Raw genomic sequence first — 23855 nt, forward strand, 5'->3', positions numbered from 1 at the left:
AACTCCCTGATGCTGTGTGTCGCATTTGCGATGAAGAAGACGTGACGCGGTTGTTGCCTTCCATGATGGAAGTGCATGAAATTCAGAGCGTGCGCAGCTTTCCCAGATGGCCGCGATAACCGAGCGCGAGCGTGGCGATGTACACCAGGCCTCCCAAGGCGACGGCCGCGAGCAATTGCATCCAGCCAGTCAGCGGTGGCAGCACGGACAACGCGAGCGACATCACGGCGGTCGCCAGCACGATGCGGAGCAGGTGGCGGCCCGGGAACGGCATCTTCAATCTGCCGATCGCGATCGCGAAGGCGAGCAGGGCGCCGACCGACACCGCGATCAGCGCGCCCCAGGCCGCGCCCACCACGCCGAGGGTGCGCAATCCGACCGCGGCACCGATCAGGAACAGCAGCGTTTCCAGGATGTCGAGCGCCAGCGTCCAATTGGTTTTCTGCGCGAGCAGGAACGCCTGGTTGGCGAAGTGACTGCGCAGGTTCTTGACCAGGCCCGCGAGTGCGGCCAGTGGCAGGATTTGCAACGTCACCGCCACGTAGGGCTCGGACACCGCGACTTTCGTCAGTGCGGGCGTCAGCAGGATCAACCCCGCGACAGTCGGTAGCAGCACACTGCACAGCAGTACGCCGTTCAAGGACAGCTGATGCATCGCGCGATCACGCGCGCCGCTGGCTTCCAGCCGCAGAGCGAGAGGAAACGCGGCCGCCGTGACCAGCATCGCCGCGAACGAGCAGGCGCGCTGTCCCAGCGTCCAGCCCACCGAGAACATGCCCACCGCGGCGATGCCCAGCTCGTGTTCCACCACGAAGCGGCTGCCATTGCCGGGCACCCATGCGAGCAGGCCGCTGGCGGCCAGCGGCAGTCCATAGCGATAGGCGTGATGCAGTGTCGCCGGATCGGCGGCCTGCAAGCGAAAATTCACGCGCAGCTTGGGAAGGGCTAGGATCAGCGAAATCGTCTGCGCGATCGCATACGACGCCAGCACATGCATCGGCTCCACCGGCACCAGACTGGCCCAGAGCACGCCGATCAGCAGACCAACCACCGGGCCGACGGTCTGCAGCACGGTATAAGTGCCGACGATGCCATCGGCACGGGCACGTTCGGCCAGATGCGTGCAGTACGAGCGCGTGAAGGAGAAAGCGAACAGAACAACCAGCAGTTCGCGGCTGGGCCATTCGTGCATGACGTAGCGCATCAGCATCAGCAGCGCGGCCGCCTGCAGCATCGCATTGGCGAGGAACAGCCGTGTCTCTATGACGTCCATCCGCTGTCGCAAAGCGGTATCGGCGCTGGGCAGGAATCGCAGCAGGAAGTACGACCAGAACGACAGCAGCAACAGATACACCGCTTCCTGCGCCGCCATCGCAAGCGTGAACAGGCCGAATGCGTCGGGATCGAGCCAGTGCGTCCACAGCACGATGGCCACGAGCTGCGCCAGCGGCCCCAACAACTGGGCCGGCAGGTACAGGACGGTTTGACGGATCAGCACGTCGCCACGCCGGCTTCGACAAGACGCGACATCGTGCCGGTGATGAGGTCACTGCCCAAGGTGGGTTCGAGCAGCTTTCCGATATTTCCCATGCATTGACAGCGCGGCCAGGAGAGTGATGATTATCACATTTTTGACGCCCGTAAACGGGCGCTGACGTCGGCCGTCAAGGCGTTCATCGAACGTGGTTCCAGTCCGTCGTTTTGCCCGAGAAGCCGTCGGCGAGCCGTGAAACGGCCAGTCGGTTGCTGAACGTGCCGAGGGTTTCGCTAGCCGCGTTGCACGCGACGTGTCAGGGAGCTTCGCCTTTGGCGACGGAGAGCAGCAGGCGCACGAACGTCAGCGTCTGCGCGCTGATCCGGCCGCAGCCGACGCAGCCCCTGTCGTCATATTCGTCGGAGACCCGCTGCAGCGCGCCTCGCAATTCCTCAGCGATCTTTTGCTCGCCGGAGAGCAGGGCGCGCAGCGGATGTTCAGGCGAGCCGTCGCCGGTCAGGTCGACATCGCCGGCATAGTTGCAGTCCAGCGATACCGAGCCGTCCGAGAAATGGGTCGCGACGTAGGTCACCTCGCGGCGCGCCAATACGCTTTTGTCGTGCTTCAATGGCCTTCCCCCCTGTAGCAGGCCCAGTGTAAGCAATCCCTGGAAGCGCGACATCCATCCGTATCGCGTGCCGGTGAGAAACGCCGGTATCGGGGGAGATTGGGGGATTATCGAAGCGGTTCCATCCTGTTGAGTGGGCTCAGAACACCGGAAAGCGGAACGGCATGCGTCGTGAAATCCGATAAACGGCGGCGGGCGGCACATTGAACAGGGTTCCGCCGATGCGGGTCGCCTTCAATCCGAGGCGGTCCAGCACCGCGCGCGACACCGGGCAGCGCGGCCCGTACGTGAACTGATAGAACGCTGCGCCCGGCCGGGCATAGCCGAAGGCGCCGGCGAGGATCGCGATGACCTTGCGCGTGGGCATGGAGAGCAACGGCAACCCGCTGACGATGGCGCCGACCGGCGTGCCTTCGAAGATCCTGTCCTGGGCGAGACGGGCGGCATCCATCCTCAGAACGCGCGTGCCGCGGAACCTGTGCTCGAGCAGCTGCGCGAAGTCGGGCGCCGATTCGACCAGGGTGAGGGCACTCTCGTCGACGCCGCGGGCCAGCAACGCGCGCGTGAACGCGCCGGTGCCCGCGCCGAGTTCGAGAACGGCACCGGATCGCGGCGACACTTCACTCGTGATGAGTTCCGCGAGCGCGTTGCCTGATGGAGCCACCGCGGCGATCTGCAACGGACTGGTGATCCAGGCGCGGAAGAAGGGAAAGAAGTCGGCGGTGGACATCGGACGCGGTTCCCGTGGCTTTCAGAAGGTGGGCGATACGCCGGTGAGGCGTTCCGAAAGCTCCCAGAGCTTTCGGGCGAGTTCGGCATCCCGTGCCGAGGCGACAGGCTGGACGAAGGTGGGGTGTCCCTTCTTTTCGTTGCGTCCGTCCGGCCCGATGAACTGGCCGCTTTCGACATCGGGCGCGGTCGTCGCGTAAAGCAGATTCAGTGCGCCCATCTCGGCGCTTTGCGCCAGCAGGCGATTGCCGATGCGCATGAAGAGATGAAGCAGGCCGGTCGGGCCGCTGAGCTGCAGATTGGTGGCCGAATAACCGGGATGCGCGAGGATGCTGCGGATCGGCAGCCCGGCCGATCGCAGTCTGCGATCGAGTTCCAGGCCGAACAGGACATTGGCGAATTTCGACTGCGCGTAGAACGCCACGCGGCCGTAATGTCTGGTGCCGTCGAGATCGTCGAAATGGATCGTGCCGCGCTTGTGCAGATCGGACGATACCGTGATCACGCGCGGGTCACGGCCCGCTTTCAATCGCTCGAGCAGCAATCCGGTCAGCGCGAAGTGCGCGAGATGATTGACGCCGAATTGCAGTTCAAATCCCTGCCGCGTGAGCGAGCGCGGCGGCATCATGATGCCCGCGTTGTTCACGAGCACATCGATGGGCGTGCGTTCGGCGAGAAGGCCGCGCGCGAAGGCCTTGACCTGATCGAGATCGGCAAGATCGAGCAGACGCACGTCCAGCCGTGCGCCACGCACCTGGGATCGGATGCGTTCGGCGGCTTGCCGGCCCTTGGTCTCGTCGCGGACCGCCATCAGGACGCGCGCGCCGCGTCGGGCGAGTTCGAGGCTGGTGACGTAACCGAGGCCGCTGTTGGCGCCGGTGACGAGGATGGTGCGTCCGGATTGGTCCAGGATGTTTTCGGCGGTCCAGGGAGTCATCATTGCCTCGATCGGGAGTCCGGGGTGTCGGCACGCCTGACTGAATCTTCGGGAAGAATCTAAACAGTGTTAAATTGCATCATGACAGATAATTTGAACGATGTATAGATTGAGATGGTGGCGATGAAACCTTCCTCGTCCGGCGGCTCTGGCGGACCCCGCGACAGCTATCACCACGGCGCGCTGCGCGATGCCCTGATCGTGGCGGCGGACCAGATCCTGGAAGAGCGCGGCCCCGAAGGGTTTTCGCTGCGGGAGGCCGCGCGCCGGGCGGGCGTGTCCGCGGGAGCGCCGGCGCATCATTTCGGCAGCACGGCCGGGCTGCTAACCGAGGTCGCCATCCTGGGATTCGACGGCCTCCGCAATGCACTACACGAAGCGGGCGAGGCGGCATCGACGCCGGGCGCCCGCTTGCGCGCACAAGGCGTCGCCTACGTGTGCTTCGCACTCGCGCATCGGGGGCGTTTCCAGTTGATGTTCCGTCACGACTTGCTGCAGCCCGACAACGAACGTCTGGAGTCCGTCGGAAGCGCCGCGCTCGCCGAACTCGAAACCAGCATCCGGACCTATCTCGGCGCCGACAAAACCGCGAACCCGAAGGTGTTGCGCGCGATGGTGCTCAATGCCTGGTCGACCGTGCATGGATTCGCGCATCTCGCGCTCGACGGCAAGTTTTCCTCATTCGCGCACCCGCAGTCGTTGAACGATTTCGTGTCGGAGACCTTGGACGAGATGCTCGGGATCGCCTGGCCCGACTCATGAAACGTCGTGCGTTGGACACGATGCATCGCCGCGCACGGCGTGGCGTCTATCCAGATACATCGGCGATATGGTGAGATTGTTCGCATGCATACCCCGAACCTGCCACCCGCTGCCGCGCTGCGCCGTCTACTCGGTTTCGGCATCGTGGTATTCGGCTTGTTCGCGGCGCTGCAGATGGGATGGCAGCACCTGCAATCCGAATATCCCGCACCTGTCTTCAATGCACTGCTCGCCGGATTGATGACGGCGGCGGCGACCGCGCTCGGCGCGTTGCCGGTGGCGTTTCCACAGCGCGTCTCCGAGCGTGTGCAGGACAGCCTGTTCGGTTTCGGGGCGGGCGTAATGCTGGCGGTGTGCGCGTTCTCGCTGATCGTGCCGGGCATCGACGCGGCGAAGGCGCAGGGCATCGGTACATGGAATTCTAGTTTTGTCGTGGGCGGCGGCATCCTGCTCGGCGCGGCGGCGCTGCTGGCCGTGGAGCGCTTTCTGCCGCACGAGCATTTCATCAAGGGCCGTGAGTGGCAGTCGAACACGACGCTGCGGCGCGCCTGGTTGTTCGTCTTCGCGATCCTGTTGCACAACCTGCCCGAGGGATTGGCGATCGGCGTGGCCTATGCGGGCATCGGCGAGGCGCGCGCCGGCGCGCTGGCGACGGGCATCGCGATTCAGGACATTCCCGAAGGGCTGGTCGTCGCCGCGGCACTGGTGGCGGCCGGTTATCGACGCAGGACGTCGGTGTTGATCGGCATGGCATCCGGACTGATCGAACCGGTCGGCGCCGTGCTCGGTGCCATCGTGATCCGGTATTCGATGCCGCTGTTGCCGTGGGGATTGGCGTTCGCGGCCGGCGCGATGTTATTCGTGATTAGTCATGAGATCATTCCAGAATCTCATCGCAAGGGACACGAAGCCTTCGCCACCGGCGGTTTGATCCTGGGCTTCGTGCTGATGATGATTCTGGATGCGTCGTTTCGCTGACTCCGTCTTCACCTTTGAGCATGAAAATGCGTGTTAGCCTGATTTGCAGGAATTTTGGGGGCAGGGGAGCAGCATGACCATCCGTGTGTTTCTGGTCGATGACCATGCTTTGGTGCGAACCGGCATGCGCATGATCTTGTCCGGCGAGGACGACATCGAAGTGATCGGTGAAGCCGCCAGCGGCGAGGAGGCCTTGCCACTGATCCGCAAGCTGAAACCGGACGTGGTGCTGTGCGATTTGCATCTGCCGGGCGTGAGCGGAATGGAAGTGACCGAACGCATCGTCAAGGGCGATCACGGCACGCGCGTGGTGGTGGTGTCGGTGCTGGAGGATGGGCCGATTCCCAAGCGTGTGATCGAAGCGGGCGCATCCGGTTACGTGGGCAAGGGCGGCGATTCCGCGGAGCTGGTCCGTGCGGTGCGCGATGTGGCGCGCGGCAAGCGTTATCTGGCCAGCAATGTCGCGCAGAAACTGGCGCTGTCGGGCCTGGGCGGCGACGGCACGCCATTCGATGCCTTGTCTCCGCGCGAGTTGGAAGTGGCGATGTTGTTGCTGCAGGGGTTGCGGCAGGAGGACATCGCCAAGAAGCTCAGCCTGAGCGCGAAGACCGTCAACACGCACAAGGCGCGACTGTTCGAGAAACTGGCGATCCAGGACAACATCGCGCTCGCGCGGCTGGCCGGGCAGTACGGGCTCAACGATCCCGCGCAGGCGTTCTAGGCGTCTGCATCAAATATCTATCGTTATCGATCTGATCTGATCTGATCTGATCTGATCGTGGCCGTTGCTTTGTCGCGGCCGAAAAAAAGCCGGCCCGATGTGTTCGGGCCGGCTGAGTGGAGCTTCGAAATTTACGCGCTGCGTGACGTCGGCGGCTGATCGTCGTCGTTGGCGCCGTCTTCGTGAGCGACGTTGCGCACGGCTTCCGCAGGCGTCTCCAGTGTCGTCGGTTCGACCACCGGATCGGGCAGGGGGCTCACGTCGAAGAGACCGGCCATGCGCGGTTCCGTGGTGACGCGATCTGTCGCGGGCCGATCTTCATGCGCGGGCGCCGGCGAGGATGCGCTATCGAACGATGTCGCTGTTTCATTGACGACTTGTTCGGTGGTCGGGGCTTCCGCAACGGGTGCTTCCACGATCGATGCTTCGACGGTGGGGGCTTCAACGCTCGGCGCTTCCACGATCGGAGCTTCTGCTACCGGGGCTTCTGCGACTGGTGCTTCTGCAATCGGTGCCGTCGTGGTTTCCGTCGATGCCGCTGAAGTCGTGGACTCGACTTCGACCGGCTCCGCATGCACGGAAGTCCAAGACGTCGTCGACGCGATGGGCTCGCGAACGGGCGTCGCATCTTCCACGGGTGCTGCCGAGGCAGGCGTGTGATCAGCTTCGACAGGTTCGGATACGGCGATGACCGGAGTGCTCGGCTCCGAAGGTGTGGTCACCGGCGCTGCCTCCAATCGAGGCGCTTGCGCGACATTGGCATCGGTCGTTTGCTTGACCGGCGCGGGCGTCGCTTCAACGGAAGCGCGAGGCGCGGGAGCATCCGATTCGTCATCGAAATCGAACTCGGGCTGCGAACGGTCCATGCCGATTTCCACTTCTTCACCGGCACCGACATCATCCGCAATGTCGTCCGCCGCGGCACCCGCGCCGGCCGCGGCTTCACCGCCACGACGACGACGACGTCCACCGCGACGACCGCGACGGCGACGGCCGCCGGCTTCGCCGTTTTCCGTTTTTTCCTGCTGCGCATCGGTGCTGGATGCCGGTTGTGCGGCATCGGCGGTGACGGCGGCCGCGGGCGGTGTCGCCAATGCCTGTTCAGCGGCGACAGCGGTGGCCGCGATCACCGTGGGCTCGGCGACATTCGCGCTCGCGGGCTTCACGACGTTTTCCGCGGACACCGGTGCCGGAGTGGCGACAGTGACGTCCTTGCGGGGCTCGTCGTTCTGCTTCTGCGCGTTTTGCTTCTGAGCGTTCTGCTGTTGCGGCGCCTGCGGTTGTTTCTGCTGATTCTGCTGCGGCGGGCGCTGCTGTTGCTGCGGCTTGTTCTGTTGCGGTTGCTTCTGCTGCTGCCCCTTGCCTTGGCCTTGCTGGCCCTGGGAGGGCTGCTGGCCGGCAGGCTGGGCGTTTTGCTGGCGTGCTTCGCCACCGCTACGCGATTCGTCGCGACGGTTGCGATCGCCACGGTCGCGGTCACGATCACGGCCTTGCGGCTTGCCGCCGCGCTGATCACGACGCTGCTGCTGATTGCCGCCACGATCGTTGCGATCACCGCGTGCTTGCGCATCCGTCCGTGCCGGCGTGGGTGCAGGCGTGGGCTCGGATCCGAACAGGCCCTTCAGCCATCCGATCAGGCCACCACTGGTCGGTGCGACCTGCGGAACGGCCGCGACCGGAGCCGGTGCGGGCACCGGTGCCGGCGGCGCCGGACGCGGTTCGCGCAAGGGCGCGGGCTGCGTGGGTTTGACGTTCTTCACCACGGGCGCGGTCGGAACGTTGAGGTTGGCTTTGGTCAGTGCGATGGTCGCGAGCCGGCGCGGCGTGCCGCGCTGGTAGCTGGGCTTGGCGGTTTCCTCGGTCAGTTCGTTTTCGCGCAGACGCGTGACTTCGTAGTGCGGCGTGTGCAGCTGTTCGTCGGCGACGATGACGATCGGCGCGTCGTGGCGCTGTTCGATCTCGGCGAGCGCGCGGCGCTTCTCGTTGAGCAGGTAGTTGGCGATCTCCACCGGCGCCTGCACCAGCACCTGGCCGGTGTTGTCCTTCATCGCGTGCTCTTCGGCGAGGCGGACGATCGACAGCGACAGCGATTCGATGCTGCGCATGCGGCCGTGGCCTTCGCAGCGCGGGCAAACAATCTGGCTGGATTCGCCCAGCGACGGACGCAGACGCTGGCGCGACATCTCCATCAGGCCGAACTTGGAGATGCGGCCGAGCTGCACGCGCGCGCGGTCGAAGCGCAGGGCGTTCTGCAGGCGGTTCTCGACCTCGCGCTGGTGCTTGTTCGAGGTCATGTCGATGAAGTCGATCACCACCAGGCCGCCGAGGTCGCGCAGGCGCATCTGGCGGGCCACTTCGTCGGCCGCCTCGAGGTTGGTGTTGAACGCGGTCTCCTCGATGTCGCCGCCCTTGGTGGCGCGCGCCGAGTTGACGTCGATGGCGGTCAGCGCCTCGGTCTGGTCGATCACCAGCGCGCCGCCGGAGGGCAGGCGCACGGTGCGCTCGTAGGCGCTCTCGATCTGCGATTCGATCTGGAAGCGGTTGAACAGCGGCGTGTCGTCGGTGTAGTGCTTGAGCTTGCGCAGGTTGTGCGGCATCACCTGCTCGACGAATTCCTTGGCCTCGGCGTACATCTCCGGGGTGTCGACCAGGATCTCGCCGATGTCCGAGCGCATGTAGTCGCGCAGGGCGCGGATGATCAGGCGCGATTCCTGATAGATCAGGAACGGCGACGGCTTGGACAGGGCGGCGTCGGCGACGGCCTTCCAGATCGACAGCAGATAGTCGAGATCCCACTGCAGTTCTTCGGCATCGCGACCGACGCCGGCGGTGCGGATGATTACACCCATGTCGTCGGGGATGGTGAGCTTGTCCATCGCCTCCTTGAGGGCGGCGCGGTCGTCACCCTCGATGCGCCGCGAGACGCCGCCGGCGGTGGGCGAGTTCGGCATCAGCACCATGTAGCGGCCGGCCAGCGAGATGAACGTGGTCAGGGCGGCGCCCTTGTTGCCGCGTTCCTCCTTGTCGACCTGGACCACGATTTCCTGGCCCTCGCGCAGCAGTTCGCGGATGCCGGCCTTGTGATGGTCGACACCGGACTGGAAGTAGTCGCGGGAGATTTCCTTCAGCGGCAGGAAGCCGTGGCGCTCGCCGCCGTATTCGACGAAGGCGGCTTCGAGGGAGGGTTCGAGCCGGGTGATGCGGCCCTTGTAGATGTTGGATTTCTTCTGTTCTTTCGACGGTTGTTCGATGTCGATGTCGTAAAGCGTCTGTCCATCGACGATGGCCACGCGCAGTTCTTCAGCCTGCGTGGCATTGATCAGCATGCGTTTCATTGTTGCGTTCCTCGCGCGCTTCCTCCTGCCCGGGGGCAGGGCACGCGGCAACGCCTTGGCGTGACGCCTGGATCGGCCTGATGGTGCCAGCCTATTGGAGCAGGCCTGATCGCCAGCCGCGCAAGCGCAGCGGCGACCTGGTTTGCCATCCAGCGCTACAACACCACGGCGGGCCGCGGGAGCGCTTGTTACATAAAGTGTTACAGGGCCGGCGGCTTCGGCTCATGCCGGTCAGGGCAGAGCTTGTGCCACGCGGGACATGTTCAGCGCGAATGGGATGACCATCCGACGAAGCGCGGAGCCGCTGGGCCGTCGCTGTTAACATCAATGCCCCGGGGGCAGTGATGTCGCGCGGACCTATCCGCGGGGAGGCGGGCTTTCGGCCCTCGCCGACGTGCCTGTTGGCACATGGCGGTAACTCCCTGCGAAATCAGAACCTTACCTCGCCTCGCGAGTGTAGCAGACGAAAAGCATCGATGGCCCATTCAGCTTCTCCCGCTTCATCGACCGGTGGTGTTCGCATGGTCCGCGTGGCCGACGACCGCGACGGACAGCGCCTCGACAACTTCCTCCTCGGGCAGCTCAAGGGCGCGCCCAAATCCTTGATCTACAAGCTGGTCCGCAGCGGCCAGGTGCGGGTGAACGGCGGTCGCGCCAAAGCCGACACGCGGTTGCAGGGCGGGGACGAGGTCCGAATCCCGCCGGTGCGCCTGGGCGAGGCGGCGGACAAGGGCACGCCGGCCCGGGGACTGCTGGAGGCGATGGAGGCCAGCATCGTCTTCGAGGATGCACGCCTGTTGGCGATCAGCAAGCCGTCGGGCGTCGCCAGCCATGGCGGGAGCGGGATTAGTTTTGGCGCGATCGAGACCTTGCGTGCGCTGCGGCCCAATCAGTCATTGGAATTGGTGCATCGTTTGGACCGGGACACCTCCGGCCTGCTGGTGATCGCCAAGAAGCGTTCGGCGCTGGCCGAACTGCAAGCGCTGATGCGTGAGGATGGTGGTATCACCAAGCGTTACCTGGCCCTGCTGGTCGGACGCATGCCGGATGGCGTGATGAGCGTCGATGCGCCCCTGCACATCGGCCTGCGCCAGGGCGGCGAGCGGCATGTGCAGGTCAACGCGGCCGGCAAGCCCTCGCTCAGCCACTTCAAGGTGCTGGAGCGCCGCGGCGGACATTCCTATTGCGAGGTGCGAATCGAGACCGGGCGCACGCACCAGATCCGTGTGCATGCCAAGCACATCGGGCATCCTGTCGCCGGCGACGACAAGTACGGCGATGTGGCGGTGAATGCGCGCTTGCGCGAGCAGATCGGGTTGAAGCGCATGTTCCTGCATGCCGCCTCGCTGGAGTTCGCGCTCGATGGCGGCAAGGCGCCGTACGTGTTGAATGCGCCGCTGGCGACGGAACTGGTCGAGACGCTGGACCGCTTGTAGTTATCGAACTGGCGGATAAAAGGACTTGGCCTGCTCCGATGTCGTATCGGGGTGGGCCTCCCAATATTTTTCCAGATCGAAATCCACCGGAATGCGTATGCTGTCGCTTTGTGGCATCCCGTTATAAACGGCGGGGTTGTATCGCCAGTGTCGAGCCGCTTCCAGGGCGGCCTGGTCGAGTTGACGATTCTTGGAGGAACGATCAACGAATGCTCTCAGGAATTCTCCGTATTCGTTGACCTTGACGATCACGACCACGGTTCCTTCAATGCTGTCGTGCAACGCGTCTGGTGGGTAGACGGGCGGATTGGAGTTCTTCGACAGGATATCCACGGAGGCTCCCCGGTCGCTTCCTATTCCTCCAGGCGGAGGCGGCACACGGCCTTGTGCGTAGCCGAAGTTGCACATGAAGGATCCAGCAATCGCAATGACAGCGATTCCCGGCCAAGCACGCTTGAATTTCATCATCAGTTGACTCGCTGCTCCGGGCAAGTCTTTGCAACGCTGGCTTCAGACGACACGATGGATCAGGAAGCGAGCGCCTCGGCCTTCGCCGCGCAAATGAAGTCGTTCTCGCTCAACCCGCCGACATCGTGGGTGGAGTAGCGCACGACGCAGCGGTTGTAGTGGACGCCGAGGTCGGGGTGATGGTCCTCGCGGTTGGCCACGTGTGCGAGCGCGTTCACGAACGACATCGTGTGGTAGTAGTCGTCGAACTTGAAGGTCTTGACGATGGCCGCACCCTCTTCGACGAGCTCCCAGCCCGGCAGTTGCGTTAACAATGCGTTGGCGCGGGCGGCGTCCAGCCTGTGCGCGGGGCCTTTGCGCGGGACGCAATGGGCTTGGGCGAGTTGGGTAATCTCGGACATGAGCGGTTCCGGCAGGCCTGACTGTGTGCAGGATGAACGACGGATGGAAACAGCGACGGGAGAACGGCGTTCGGACGAGCGTAATCTCCGCCGCCCGCTAGAATACGACGATGATTAATATTTCCGAAACCGCCCAGGCGCATTTCCGCAAGCTGATCGAGCGCGAGGCCATTCCGGGCCTTGGCGTGCGGCTGGCGGCGATGCATGCCGGCACGCCGAAGGCGGACGTGCGTCTGGAGTTCGCCGAACAGCGCGATCTGCAGGGCGACGAATGGGCGATCGACTGCGAAGGCTTCACGCTGTGGCTGGATGCGCCAAGCGTGCCGTTCCTCGACGGCGCGGAGATCGATTACACCACGCAGGCGACGGGCGGACAGCTGCAGATTCGCGCGCCGAAGATCAAAGGCGAAGCGCCGGCCGAATCGGCCTCGCTGGTCGAGCGCGTGCGTTGGACCGTCGAGCACGAGATCAATCCGCAGCTGGCGCAGCATCGCGGCAACGTGGCGGTGCAGGAAGTCACCTCCGACGGCGTGGTGGTATTGCGCTTTGGCGGTGGATGTCACGGTTGTGGCATGGCCGACGTGACGTTGAAGCAGGGGATCGAGAAGACACTGCTGACCCGGGTGCCGGGCGTGACCGCGGTTCGCGACGCCACCGATCACGACACCGGGCAGGCGCCTTACATCGCCCGGAACGGCACGGCGTGAGTAGACCGACGGGCGCAGCCGGACGCGAGCGGGGACGACACGAGTGTTTTCCTCCGCCGAACTGATCCAAGCGTTGCGCAGACGCCTGCGCGACGACTCCACGCCACCGGGGGAATTCCCGCCGGGATGGGCGGCATGGTTCGCGTCGATGCGCGAACGCGTCGGCGCGATCACCGGCGCCACGGTGGAAGCGGTCCTCGCCATTTTCCTCGCGCGCGAACCGGCGCCGCCACCGCGCGCGAGTGGCGAACTCAATCGCTGGCAGGCCTTCACCACGTTGTGGCGTCAGCAATGGCATCCCGCCAGCGAGGACGATCGCGGCGTGCGCATCACCGCGAGCGTGATCACGCTGCTGGTGCATCTGTTCTTCGCCGCGTGTCTGATCTATCTCGCCTACGTTCGTTTCATGGCGTTGCCGACGGAAGCGGCGCGCGAAGGCGAGGAAGTGATCCAGGTCGAATACATCGGCACCGGCACGCCGGAGGAGCAGGGCGGCGGTTCGCCGCAGGGCGAACCCAATCAGGAGCCCGCGCCGAGCGCGGCGCAGGCCGAGCCCAAACCGACGCCGACGCAGCAGGCGCCGCAACAGGCCAGCGCGTCTCCGCCGCCTGCCGCCACGACACCGACGCCGCCGACTCCCGAGACACCCGTGGCAGCGGTGCAGCAACCGTTACAGGTCACCGAAACACCGGTGCCCGATCAGACCTTCGTCCTGCCGCCGGCGCCGCCGGTGGATGTGCCGCAGGCCACCATCCGCACGCCCGAACTTGGCATGCCGTCGCGCGACGTGCAGGTGGTCGAAGTGCCGGCGCCGATCCAGCCGATCACGCCGCGTGACGTACCGGCGCCACAGATCGCGACACCGCAACTCCAGCAACGTCCGGTGGATGTGAGCGTGCGCGAGGTGCCGGCGCCGCTGACCCCGGTGCAAGTCCGCGACGTGCCGATGCGTCCGACACCGACGCCGCAGATCGCCGCGCCCGCGCGCAGCGTGACCACGCGCGATGTGCCGACGCCTCCCACACGGCCCGCGGAAACGCAGACCGGCAGCGCAAGCACGTCCCAGCCCCAGCCAAAGCCCGCGACGGGCACCACGCCTTCGGCAACGACGCCACGCCCGCCCGGCGGGACAAGCACTGCCAGCGGTGGTCCCAAAACGCCTGCGCCGAGCGCCGGCAGCGGTCCGAAATCTTCGCCCAAGCCCGGCGCATTGCCGTCGCCGAAGCGCGGCGACGATTGGGGACTTGCCGATCGCAATCGCCCCGGCGGCCAGGCGGGACAACCGGGCGGTTTGTTCAATGCCGACGGCAGTCCGAGGATTCCCGGTGACGGCAGGGTCGGCGGCGGCTTGCCGCCGGGCACGGTGACGGAAGATTTCGAGAAGATCGATCGCCACGGCACCTGGCTCAAGCGTCCGCCGTTCGATTACGAGCCGACCAGCTTCGACAAGTTCTGGGTGCCGAGCGAAACGCTGCTGCAGGAATGGGTGAGGCGCAGCATCAAGACGGTGCTGATTCCGATTCCGGGCACATCGAAATCGATCAATTGCTCGGTCGTCCTGCTTGCGCTCGGCGGCGCGTGCAGCATCAGCGATCCCAACAAGCAGGATGTGGAAGCCGAGGCGCGTCCGCCGCCGGATGTTCCGTTCAAGCCCGAGCTGCAGGAAGATCAGAATAGCTTGAAGAAATGATGCGGTGGGCGCGCTGTCATGCGCGCCTGCGGCGATGTGATGCGCATCGCGATGCGATCCGGTGTGCCGGAATCCCGCATCTTCCTTTAGAATGCGCGGGCGTTCCCAGCTCGTGGCCAGGCAAGCGCACTTTCAGCCGCTTCCCTCCCACGAGTCGACATGACCACGCCACGAATTCCGCGTCGTTCCCTGCGCTTTTCCCTGCTTGCCTTCGGTCTGCTGCTTTCGCTGCAGGCCGCCGCCGAATCGACCACTATCGAGTCCGCCGCCGATGACGCTGCGGACAAACGTCCGGACGCCAAGACGCTCGACGCCGTCCAGGTGCGCGGCGAAGCCGAAGGCTATACCGTCGAGCGCACCAGCGCCGGCACCAAGACCAATACGCCGCTCAACGAAGTGCCGCAGGCGATCAGCGTGATCACCGCGACGCAGATTCGCGACCAGAACGCGCAGAACCTGCAGGAAGTGCTGCGCTACAGCGCCGGTGTGCGCACCGATCAATATGGGCTGGACAATCGCGGCGACTGGTTCGCGCTGCGCGGCGGCAGTTCCGGCACCACGTTGCTCGATGGCATGCGCCTGCCGTTGACTGGCTACTACGGCGTGATCCGCGAGGAGCCTTATGCCTTCGAACGCATCGAGGTCATGCATGGGCCATCCTCGGTGATGGCGGGGCAGACCGCGCCGGGCGGTGTGGTCAATCTCGTCCACAAGCGGCCGCAGGCGGAGGCTTCGCACGAGATCGCGGTGCAGGTGGGGAGCGATGAGCGTCGCCAGATCGCGGCCGATCTGACCGGTCCCGCGAATGCCGATGGCACGCTGCTGTACCGCCTCGTCGCGCTCGCGCGCGACAACGAAACGCAGGTCGAATATGCGGACGATCATCGCCGTTACATCGCCCCTTCGCTGACGTGGATTCCGAACGATGCGAACACGCTGACCGTCTATCTCGAATACCAGAAGGACCTCAATCGCAACACCAACGGGTTCTTCCCGATCGTGGGCACGCTGTATCCCTCGCGCAGCGGGCGCATTCCGGTGGATCGATTCGTCGGTGAGCCGTCGTGGGATCGCAACGGCGGCGAACGCATACGTTTTGGTTATGCGTTCGAGCATCGCTTCAACGAGAACTGGAGCTTGCGTCACGATCTGCGTCATGATCGACTGACGGGCGGATTCCGCACCATCTACGCGGATTTCTTCTCGACGGCGAATCCCGGCGGTGTCTACCTGGACGAGGAACAGCGCCTGCTGTCGCGACTCACCTACGGTAGCGACGACCACTCGCGCATCACCAACAGCGATCTGTTGCTGGAAGGCAGGCTGGGAAGCGGACGTGTCAGGCACACGCTGCTGGTCGGCGTGGATGCGATGGCGTTCAATGCGGATCAGCGCATCTCGCCGGATGCCTACTGTCCCGAGCCGTTCGATGTGTACGCGCCGGTGTATGGCACATGTCCGGAGCCGCAGTTCACGGCCGAGAACGTCTGGACGCATACCCGCACCCGTCAGGTGGGCATGATTGTGCAGGATCAGATCAAGCTCGACGAGCGTTGGGTCTTCGTCGGCGGTCTCAGGCGCGACTGGCTGGAGACCAACGATTCCTCGGAACAGGCGTGGACCAAGAATCTCGGCGTGGTGTATCTGGCGAAGGGCGGATGGTCGCCTTACTTCAATTACGCGGAGTCGTTCCAGCCCGTGGCCGGTCAACCGCACGGTGGCGGCACGTTCGATCCCAGCCGTGGCAAGCAGGCGGAAGCGGGCGTGAAGTGGACGCCGGATGGATATCACTTCACGGCGACGGCGGCGGTCTACAAGCTGGAAGAGAAGGGGCGGCTGGTGTCCGATCCCTTCAATCCCGGCTATTCCGTCCAGGCCGGTCCGATCGACGCCAAGGGCATCGAACTGGAAGCCAACGGCAGCATCGGCAACTGGGACCTGATCGCCAGCTACACGCACACCAAGGCGACCAGGGAAGACGGCACCCGCTACGAGAGTTATCCGGAGAATTCGGCCGCGTTGTGGGCGGTGCATCGCTTCGCCGCGCTGCCGGGGCTGCGCATCGGCGGCGGCGTGCGTTACGTCGGCAAAACCTGGGACGGCGCGGATGGCCCGTACGTGACGCCGTCGAACACCTTGTTCGACGCGATGGCGTCCTACGACGTGGGCGCGTGGCGTTTCTCGTTGAACGCGGTCAACCTCACCGACAAGACATATCTGGCGACGTGTCTCTCGCGCGGCGATTGCTGGTACGGGACCAAGCGCCGTGTGATGGCGGAAGTGGCGTATCGCTGGTGAGACGAACCATGGGCTGGCCGGTGCGCAAGGGAAAGGCGACGTCGTTCGGTTCAATCGCGGCAGTCAGGCATTGAAAACCGCGTCAGGAAGCGGTCCCGGCACCGCTTCCTGGCACGGACTTCACGACCGGTGGCCGGAACCATGCCCAAGAGCGGGCCCACGAATCAATTCGTCCCGTGCATGTCGATTTCGCGCAGGCTGGTTCGTCGTAGGGAAGAGGACTCCTCCTCGTCACCAGGAATCGTCATGACCACCAACGCCAATACCGTTCGTCTCCACCGCGTCCTGAACGCCCCGCCCGAGCGGGTCTACCGCGCCTTCCTCGATGCCGATGCCCTTGCCAAGTGGCTGCCGCCGAACGGCTTCACCTGCAAGGTCCACGAGTTGGACGTGAAGGTCGGAGGCACGCATCGGATGAGCTTCACCAATTTCTCCACCGGCAACGGCCACAGTTTCGGCGGCACGTATCTGGAACTCGTGCCAGGCGAGCGCATCCGCTACACCGACAGCTTCGAAGATCCCAATCTGCCTGGCGCGATGACCACCACCATCACGTTCCGCAAGGTGATCTGCGGTACCGAGGTGAACATCGTGCAGGAGAACCTGCCGGAGGCCATCCCGGTCGAGTTCTGCTACCTGGGCTGGCAGGAATCGCTGGTGTTGCTGGGCAAGCTGGTCGAACCGGAAATCCCCGACGAGTGATGGAATCGGGCATCTGACCGGGAAGCGCTCCGACCGTCGTGGCGCGGGCCCGGAGCCCGGTCAAGAAAAAGGCCCCACGATGTGGGGCCCGGATGCTTGGACTTGAATTTCAGCGGTGGGCGGGGCCATGCGACCCTGTCCCGTCCCGCGACAAGACGCTTTTCAGTGCGTGTCGTGCAGGTCGCGCAAATGACGCGTGCGCGAGCTGAAGTAGGCGGCAAGGTCGGCGATCTGCTGATCGGTCAGATCCTTCGCTTGCTGCGTCATGAGCGCGTGCTCGCGGTCGCCATCGCGATACATCTCGAGCGAATGCGCGATGTAGTCGGTGTACTGGCCGCCGAGCTTGGGGTAGGTGGGGTCGATCGGCTTGTTGCCTTCCTCGCCGTGGCAATCCACGCAGGACTGGCCGGTGGCCTTGCCCTTGGTGTGCGCGAGCTTTTCGCCGGCATCGATGTGACCGGCCGGCAGCCCGGCGGACGAGGAGGTGTGGCCTTCGGCGCGGTCGGCCGAGGAATGCTCGGCGGGCGTGTCGCCGCCGGAGCATCCGGCAAGGACCAGCGAGGCGGCGAGGGCGATGGCGAGACGGGACTTGGACACGAACGTCATGGCGCGGTTCACTGCTTGAGCGAGGAAAGAAACGCCGCGATGTCGGCGATGTCCTGATCCGAGAAGCTCTCGGCCTGGGCCTGCATGGTGGGGTGCTTGCGGGCGCCCTTCTTGTATTCGGTCAGCGCGTTGGTCAGGTACTGCTCCGACTGTCCGCCGATGAAGGGCACGTGATAGTTCGGATACGCGTTCTTGTAGCCGGTGACGCCGTGGCAGCCCTGGCAGGTGTAGGTCAGCTGCTTGCCACGCTCGACGGAACCGACCGGCTTCACGGCGGCAGCCGGCGCCGACGCGGCGGGCTGGGCCGCAGGAGCGGGCTGGGCAGGCTGTTCGGGAGCTGGAGCGGGAGCGTTCTGGGCGATGGCCGCGAAGGAAAGCGCGGCAAGGGCAAGGCTGGCGGCGATCGTCAACGGTCGCGTCATGTCGGGTATCCGCAAATCCTGGATGGCTGAGTGGAACTGGCTGACAGGGTGGCCGATAGGCGGCGATTCCGCGCAACCCGTCAACGCACAATCTCCACAGTATAGCCTGTCATGACGCGGTCGTAGAGGCCGGTGCGGGTCGGGCGGTGATCGGGACATGGGAGCCGAGTGTGGCGGGCTGCGTTCGGGCGCCTGTCTCGTGCCGCGTGACGATCAGGCGGCCGGACGCCGTCGGCATCATCGAGGTTGGCAGGAATCACTTGTCCATCACAGCCGTGAAGGATCGCGCGCGGCACGGCATGCCGGATGAGCGAGGCGGGCAATCAGCGGACGAGAAACGGCATGGCCGTGTTCGATGTCTCGACCGATTTCCCTCTCTCGCCGCGCGCAACGTCGCGATGTCGACGACCAGCGCGGCACACGCGAAAACATGATGAGAAGTAATCGGAAAGAGATCCCCGGCGCGACCGAGAACCAGGCAGGAGCGCGACCGCAGCCACGCTCCGTTACATGTGTTGCATCGCCTGCATGCCATTCATCCGAACATGCAGCAGGGGTGTGATATATCGAGGCATCCGGAATAGACGACGGACGCTGCTTCTTCAATGTCATCGGTTCAGTTCGCGGGGTGAACAAAACACCCGGCGCGCTGTCTGCGGATTGGCATCTTCGAGGCGTAGACCAGTCGAACAGGGGCATGCCCCGGTCTTCGGAAACAGCACACGGCGCGGACACCCTCCCGGCAGTCACCATGACCTCTGGCGGATGTGGCGTTGGGGTGGGTGATATACCTTGCTACAACACCGTAGGGGTTACCTGAGAACATGGCAATGGAACTGATGAGTCGCGGCTTGCAGCGCACCCTGCTGGCCGTCTGTTTGGGGGCGGGTCTGGTCCTGTTGGGCGGCTGCAAGGGCGGCCCCGAGGGCGATGCCCAGGCCAAGGCGCCGGGCGCCGAGAAGGCCGACGAGGCCGTTCCGGTGGAGGTGGCCAAGGCCAGCCGGCGCTCGATCGCGGCCAGCTACACGGGCACCGCGCCGCTGGAGGCGCGTGCCGAATCCCAAGTGGTGGCCAAGACCTCCGGCGTGGCGCTGGACGTCCTGGTCGAGGAAGGTCAGCATGTGAAGGCCGGCCAGGTGCTGGTGCGCCTGGACCCCGACCGCGCCCGCCTGCAGGCGGCGCAGAGCGCGGCGCAGATGCGCAAGCTGGAAGCCAACTACAAGCGCTCGCAGGCGCTGGTGGGGCAGCAACTGATCAGCGCCAACGACATGGATCAGTTGAAATACGATCTGGAGAACGCGCGCGCGGTCAACAACCTCGCCAATCTCGAGCTGTCCTATTCCAACGTGGTGGCGCCGATCTCCGGCGTGATCGCCTCGCGCTCGATCAAGACCGGCAACTTCGTGCAGATCAACTCGCCGATCATCCGCATCATCGACGACTCGCGCCTGGAAGCCACGCTCAACGTGCCCGAGCGCGAGTTCGCCACGTTGAAGGCCGGGCAGCCGGTGCTGATGCAGGTCGACGCCCAGCCGGGCAAGACCTTCCAGGGCACGGTCGACCGCGTCGCGCCGGTGGTGGATTCCGGCAGCGGCACGTTCCGCGTGGTTTGCGCGTTCGAAGGCGCCGGCACGTTGCAGCCCGGCATGTTCGGCCGCATCCGCATCGATTACGACCAGCGTGCCGACGCGCTGGTGATCCCGCGCCTGGCGCTGCTCGATGACCAGGGCGATCCCGCTGTCTTCGTGGTGCGCAACGGCAAGGCCGTGCGCGCGCCGATCAAGGTCGGCTACACCGACGGCGAATGGACCGAAGTCCGTGGCGGCCTGCAACTGGGCGATGCCGTGGTGACGGCAGGCAAGGTGGCGCTGCGTGAAGGCAGCAGCGTGCAGGTGATCAACGGCGCGCCGGCGGCGAAAGCCGTCGCTGTCTCGGCTCCCGGCAAGGACGGCAAGCAATGAGCGAGGGCGCGCGCGAAGGCGTCGACGGCGAAGGCTCGCACGGATCCGCGGACACGGGTTCGGGTCTCGTCGAATTCTCCACGCGTCGCCGCGTCACCGTGGCGATGTTCTGGATCACCATGCTGTTGTTCGGCGTGATCGCACTGTCGACGCTGAAGGTGAATCTGCTGCCGGACCTGAGCTATCCCACGCTCACCGTCCGCACCGAATACACCGGCGCCGCGCCGGCGGAAATCGAAACGCTGATCACCGAGCCGGTCGAGGAAGCCGTCGGCGTGGTCAAGAACCTGCGCAAGATGAAGTCGATCTCGCGCACCGGCCAGAGCGACGTCGTGCTCGAGTTCGCCTGGGGCACGGACATGGACAAGGCCAGCCTGGACGTCCGCGACAAGATGGAGGTGCTGCAGCTGCCACTGGAAGCGAAGGAGCCGGTGCTGCTGCGTTTCAATCCGTCGACCGAACCGATTTTGCGCATCGCGCTGTCGGGCAAGGCCGCGCCAGCGAACGATGCCGACGCGGTGCGCCGGCTCACCGAACTGCGCCGCTACGCCGACGACGATCTGAAGAAGAAGCTGGAGCCGGTGGACGGCGTGGCCGCGGTCAAGGTCGGCGGTGGTCTGGAGGATGAAATCCAGGTCGACATCGACCAGCAGAAGCTCGCGCAGCTGCACCTGCCGATCGAGACCGTGATCGATCGTCTGAAGCAGGAGAACGTCAACGTCTCCGGCGGACGATTGGAGCAAGGTTCGCAGCGTTTCCTGGTGCGCACCGTCAACCAGTTCGCCACCGTCGACGAAATCGCCAACATGCTCGTCACCACGCAGGCGGCCGGCGGCGGCAACGCGGCCAATGCGATGGAGGAGATGGCGCGAGTCGCCGCCGCCAGCGGCGATCCGGCGTCGATGGCCGCCGCGGCGGAAGCGCAGAATGCTTCGTCCTCGAGCAGCACCAGCGTCGCAGGCGGCATGCCGGTGCGCCTGCGCGACGTCGCCACCGTGCGACAGGGCTACAAGGAGCGCGAAGCGATCATCCGCCTCGCTGGGCGCGAAACGGTCGAGCTGGCGATCTACAAGGAAGGAGACGCCAACACCGTCGCCACCGCCGACGCCATCCAGAAGCGGCTGGAAGAGATCAAGTCGCAGATTCCGCCGGACGTCGAGCTGACCACCATCGATGACCAGTCGCTGTTCATCCGCCACGCCATCAGCGACGTGAAGATGGATGCGGTGATCGGCGGCTGTCTCGCCATCCTCATCATCTTCCTGTTCCTGCGCGATGGCTGGAGCACCTTCGTGGTGGCGCTGTCGCTGCCGGTGTCGATCGTCACCACGTTCTTCTTCATGGGACAGTTGGGGCTGAGCCTCAACGTCATGTCGCTGGGTGGCCTGGCGCTGGCCACGGGCCTGGTGGTGGACGACTCGATCGTGGTGCTGGAAAGCATTGCCAAGGCGCGCGAGCGCGGCCTCGGCGTGCTGCAGGCCGCGGTCGCGGGCACGCGCGAGGTCAGCATGGCGGTAATGGCCTCCACGCTGACGACGGTGGCGGTGTTCCTGCCACTGGTGTTCGTGGAAGGCATTTCCGGGCAGCTGTTCCGCGATCAGGCGCTGACCGTGGCGATCGCCATCGCGATCTCGCTGTGCGTGGCGATGACGCTGATCCCGATGTTGAGCGCACTGAAGACGCGGGCGCCGATGGCGTTCCCGGAAGAATCGCCGCATCAGCAGTGGCATCCGGACTCGAAATGGCAGAAGCCGGTCGCGGCCACCGGCCGTGCCGCCGGCATCGGCGCTCGCGGCGCGTTCTTCGGCATCGCCTGGGTGTTCGTGCGCATCTGGCGCGGCCTGGTCGCGGTGATCGGGCCGGTCATGCGCGCGCTGAGCGATCTCGCCATGGCGCCCTACAACAACGCCGAGCGCGGTTATCTGAAACTGTTGCCGGGCGCATTGCGGCGCCCATGGCTCGTGCTCGGCTTCGCCGCCGCGGCGTTCGCGCTGACGCTGGTGACGGTGCCGATGCTCGGTGCCGACCTGATCCCGCAGCTGGCGCAGGATCGCTTCGAGATGACGGTGAAACTGCCGCCCGGCACGCCGCTGCGCGAGACCGACCGGCTGGTGCGCGAATTGCAGGCCGCGCATGGCAAGGACGAAGGCATCCGCACGCTGTACGGCGTCAGCGGCAGCGGCACGCGGCTGGACGCTAATCCGACCGAAAGCGGCGAGAACATCGGCAAGCTCACCGTGGTGATGGCCGATGGCGGCAGCGAGGAAATCGAGGCACGCGAGACCGAACGCCTGCGCGCCACCATGCAGGGCTATCCCGCGGCGCAGGTCGATTTCAGCCGGCCGGAACTGTTCTCCTTCTCCACGCCGCTCGAAATCGAACTGCGCGGACAGGATCTGCAAGGCATCGAGGATGCCGGCCGGCGCATGGCCGCGTTGCTGCGCGCCAACCCGCATTACGCCGACGTCAAATCGACGGTGGAGCAGGGCTTCCCGGAAATCCAGATCCGCTTCGATCAGGAACGTGCCGGTGCGCTCGGACTGACCACGCGGCAGGTCGCCGACATCGTGGTGAAGAAGGTGCGCGGCGACGTCGCCACGCGCTACAGCTTCCGCGACCGCAAGATCGACGTGCTGGTGCGCGCGCAGGTCAGTGATCGCGCCTCGGTCGACAGCATCCGCCATCTGATCGTCAACCCCGGCAGCGCGTATCCGGTCACCTTGAACGCGGTCGCCGACGTGGTCGAGACCACCGGGCCCAGCGAAATCCATCGCGCCGATCAGGTGCGCGTGGCCGTCGTCTCCGCCAACCTGCGCGACATCGATCTCGGCACGGCGATCCAGGAAGTCCAGAAGCTCGTCCGGGACAACCCGCTCGGTGCCGGCGTCGGCATGCACATCGGCGGACAGGGCGAGGAACTGTCGCAATCGATCCGCTCGCTGCTGATCGCGTTCGGGCTGGCGATCTTCCTCGTGTACCTGGTGATGGCCTCGCAGTTCGAATCCCTACTGCATCCCTTCGTCATTCTCTTCACTATTCCGCTGGCGCTGGTCGGCGCGGCGCTGGCGCTGCTGCTGACGCGCTCGCCGGTGTCGGTGGTGGTGTTCATCGGCCTGATCCTGCTGGTTGGCCTAGTGGTGAAGAACGCGATCATCCTGATCGACAAGGTCAATCAGCTACGCGAGCAGGGCGTGCCCAAGCGAGATGCATTGGTGGAAGGTGCCCGCTCGCGCCTGCGGCCGATCATCATGACCACGCTGTGCACGCTGTTCGGCTTCCTGCCGCTGGCGCTGGCCTTCGGCGAGGGCGCCGAAGTGCGTTCGCCGATGGCGATCACCGTGATCGGCGGCCTGCTGGTGTCGACGCTGTTGACGCTGGTGGTGATCCCGGTGGTGTACGACCTGCTGGATCGGCGTCCCGACGAGGATTACGTGGCACGCGCCAAGCGCATCCGCATGAACGAAGAGCAGGCGCACGCGGCGATCGCCGCCGATGGGGAAGCTGGGTGAGAGACCGCGCCTAGCCGATGCCCTATCGGCATCGGCTGTGGGCTCGAACGCCCGGCCATGGAGGGCCGGGCCGGACGATCGGAAGATGTAG

Annotated in this window: 19 protein-coding genes; 10 read left to right on the forward strand and 9 right to left on the reverse strand. The window is 65.2% G+C overall.

The genetic code is table 11. The features are described from left to right. Window positions 1-82 precede the first annotated feature (82 nt). From LG367_RS05375 to LG367_RS05390, 4 genes are all read right to left on the reverse strand, one after another. Window positions 83-1498 (reverse strand): oligosaccharide flippase family protein, encoded by a 1416-nt coding sequence (locus LG367_RS05375; RefSeq protein ID WP_226468204.1) that lies wholly within the window; start codon window positions 1496-1498, stop codon window positions 83-85. A gap of 292 nt (window positions 1499-1790) precedes the next feature. Beyond that, window positions 1791-2156 (reverse strand): hypothetical protein, encoded by a 366-nt coding sequence (locus LG367_RS05380; RefSeq protein ID WP_226468205.1) that lies wholly within the window; start codon window positions 2154-2156, stop codon window positions 1791-1793. A gap of 85 nt (window positions 2157-2241) precedes the next feature. Next, window positions 2242-2832 carry a class I SAM-dependent methyltransferase gene (locus tag LG367_RS05385; protein WP_226468206.1) on the reverse strand — a complete coding sequence of 197 codons (591 nt, stop codon included), beginning with the start codon at window positions 2830-2832 and terminating at the stop codon, window positions 2242-2244. Window positions 2833-2853: 21 nt separating this feature from the next. Then, the gene (locus tag LG367_RS05390; RefSeq protein WP_226468207.1) at window positions 2854-3771 is read right to left on the reverse strand and encodes an oxidoreductase; all 918 of its coding nucleotides are present in this window, start codon (window positions 3769-3771) and stop codon (window positions 2854-2856) included. 120 nt (window positions 3772-3891) lie between these two features. Between LG367_RS05390 and LG367_RS05395 the strand changes: the two genes are divergently transcribed. From LG367_RS05395 to LG367_RS05405, 3 genes are all read left to right on the forward strand, one after another. Next, window positions 3892-4530: a TetR/AcrR family transcriptional regulator gene (locus tag LG367_RS05395; RefSeq protein ID WP_226468208.1), complete on the forward strand. Its 639-nt coding sequence runs from the start codon at window positions 3892-3894 to the stop codon at window positions 4528-4530. Between the two features lie 84 nt (window positions 4531-4614). Beyond that, a complete protein-coding gene (locus LG367_RS05400; RefSeq protein WP_226468209.1) occupies window positions 4615-5508 on the forward strand; it encodes a ZIP family metal transporter in 894 nt (297 codons plus the stop codon). A gap of 73 nt (window positions 5509-5581) precedes the next feature. Further along, entirely contained in the window at window positions 5582-6229 is a 648-nt protein-coding gene (locus tag LG367_RS05405; RefSeq protein ID WP_226468210.1) for a response regulator, read from the forward strand. A gap of 131 nt (window positions 6230-6360) precedes the next feature. Here LG367_RS05405 and rne read toward each other — a convergent pair whose 3' ends face one another. Further along, on the reverse strand, window positions 6361-9564 hold the full coding sequence (gene rne / locus LG367_RS05410; RefSeq protein WP_226468211.1) for a ribonuclease E: 3204 nt from the start codon (window positions 9562-9564) through the stop codon (window positions 6361-6363). Between the two features lie 476 nt (window positions 9565-10040). Here rne and LG367_RS05415 point away from each other — a divergent pair, with 476 nt between their 5' ends. After that, complete coding sequence (locus LG367_RS05415) at window positions 10041-11000, forward strand: RluA family pseudouridine synthase (RefSeq protein ID WP_226468212.1); 960 nt, start codon at window positions 10041-10043, stop codon at window positions 10998-11000. On the opposite strand, the gene LG367_RS05420 is transcribed toward LG367_RS05415, so the two are convergent. Next, the gene (locus LG367_RS05420; protein WP_226468213.1) at window positions 11001-11468 is read right to left on the reverse strand and encodes an energy transducer TonB; all 468 of its coding nucleotides are present in this window, start codon (window positions 11466-11468) and stop codon (window positions 11001-11003) included. 59 nt (window positions 11469-11527) lie between these two features. Then, window positions 11528-11869, reverse strand: a complete 342-nt coding sequence (locus LG367_RS05425) for a 4a-hydroxytetrahydrobiopterin dehydratase (RefSeq protein WP_226468214.1) — start codon at window positions 11867-11869, stop codon at window positions 11528-11530. A gap of 110 nt (window positions 11870-11979) precedes the next feature. Between LG367_RS05425 and LG367_RS05430 the strand changes: the two genes are divergently transcribed. The 4 genes from LG367_RS05430 (at window position 11980) to LG367_RS05445 (ending at window position 17266) form a co-directional block, all read left to right on the forward strand. Further along, a complete protein-coding gene (locus tag LG367_RS05430) occupies window positions 11980-12576 on the forward strand; it encodes an NfuA family Fe-S biogenesis protein (protein WP_226468215.1) in 597 nt (198 codons plus the stop codon). 43 nt (window positions 12577-12619) lie between these two features. Beyond that, window positions 12620-14266: a hypothetical protein gene (locus tag LG367_RS05435; RefSeq protein WP_226468216.1), complete on the forward strand. Its 1647-nt coding sequence runs from the start codon at window positions 12620-12622 to the stop codon at window positions 14264-14266. 159 nt (window positions 14267-14425) lie between these two features. Further along, window positions 14426-16564 (forward strand): TonB-dependent siderophore receptor, encoded by a 2139-nt coding sequence (locus LG367_RS05440; protein WP_226468217.1) that lies wholly within the window; start codon window positions 14426-14428, stop codon window positions 16562-16564. Window positions 16565-16810: 246 nt separating this feature from the next. Next, entirely contained in the window at window positions 16811-17266 is a 456-nt protein-coding gene (locus tag LG367_RS05445; protein WP_226468218.1) for an SRPBCC family protein, read from the forward strand. A 162-nt stretch (window positions 17267-17428) separates the two neighbouring features. Here LG367_RS05445 and LG367_RS05450 read toward each other — a convergent pair whose 3' ends face one another. Next, complete coding sequence (locus LG367_RS05450) at window positions 17429-17872, reverse strand: c-type cytochrome (protein WP_226468219.1); 444 nt, start codon at window positions 17870-17872, stop codon at window positions 17429-17431. Between the two features lie 8 nt (window positions 17873-17880). Continuing rightward, the gene (locus tag LG367_RS05455; protein WP_226468220.1) at window positions 17881-18294 is read right to left on the reverse strand and encodes a c-type cytochrome; all 414 of its coding nucleotides are present in this window, start codon (window positions 18292-18294) and stop codon (window positions 17881-17883) included. An 839-nt stretch (window positions 18295-19133) separates the two neighbouring features. Between LG367_RS05455 and LG367_RS05460 the strand changes: the two genes are divergently transcribed. Both LG367_RS05460 and LG367_RS05465 read left to right on the forward strand, forming a co-directional pair. Continuing rightward, a complete protein-coding gene (locus tag LG367_RS05460; RefSeq protein WP_226468613.1) occupies window positions 19134-20255 on the forward strand; it encodes an efflux RND transporter periplasmic adaptor subunit in 1122 nt (373 codons plus the stop codon). Further along, a complete protein-coding gene (locus LG367_RS05465; RefSeq protein WP_226468221.1) occupies window positions 20252-23764 on the forward strand; it encodes an efflux RND transporter permease subunit in 3513 nt (1170 codons plus the stop codon). The genes LG367_RS05460 and LG367_RS05465 overlap by 4 nt, the downstream gene beginning before the upstream one ends. Window positions 23765-23855 lie beyond the last annotated feature (91 nt).

It is taken from the genome of Luteimonas panaciterrae (genome assembly GCF_020511115.1).
Classification (GTDB): domain Bacteria; phylum Pseudomonadota; class Gammaproteobacteria; order Xanthomonadales; family Xanthomonadaceae; genus Luteimonas; species Luteimonas panaciterrae.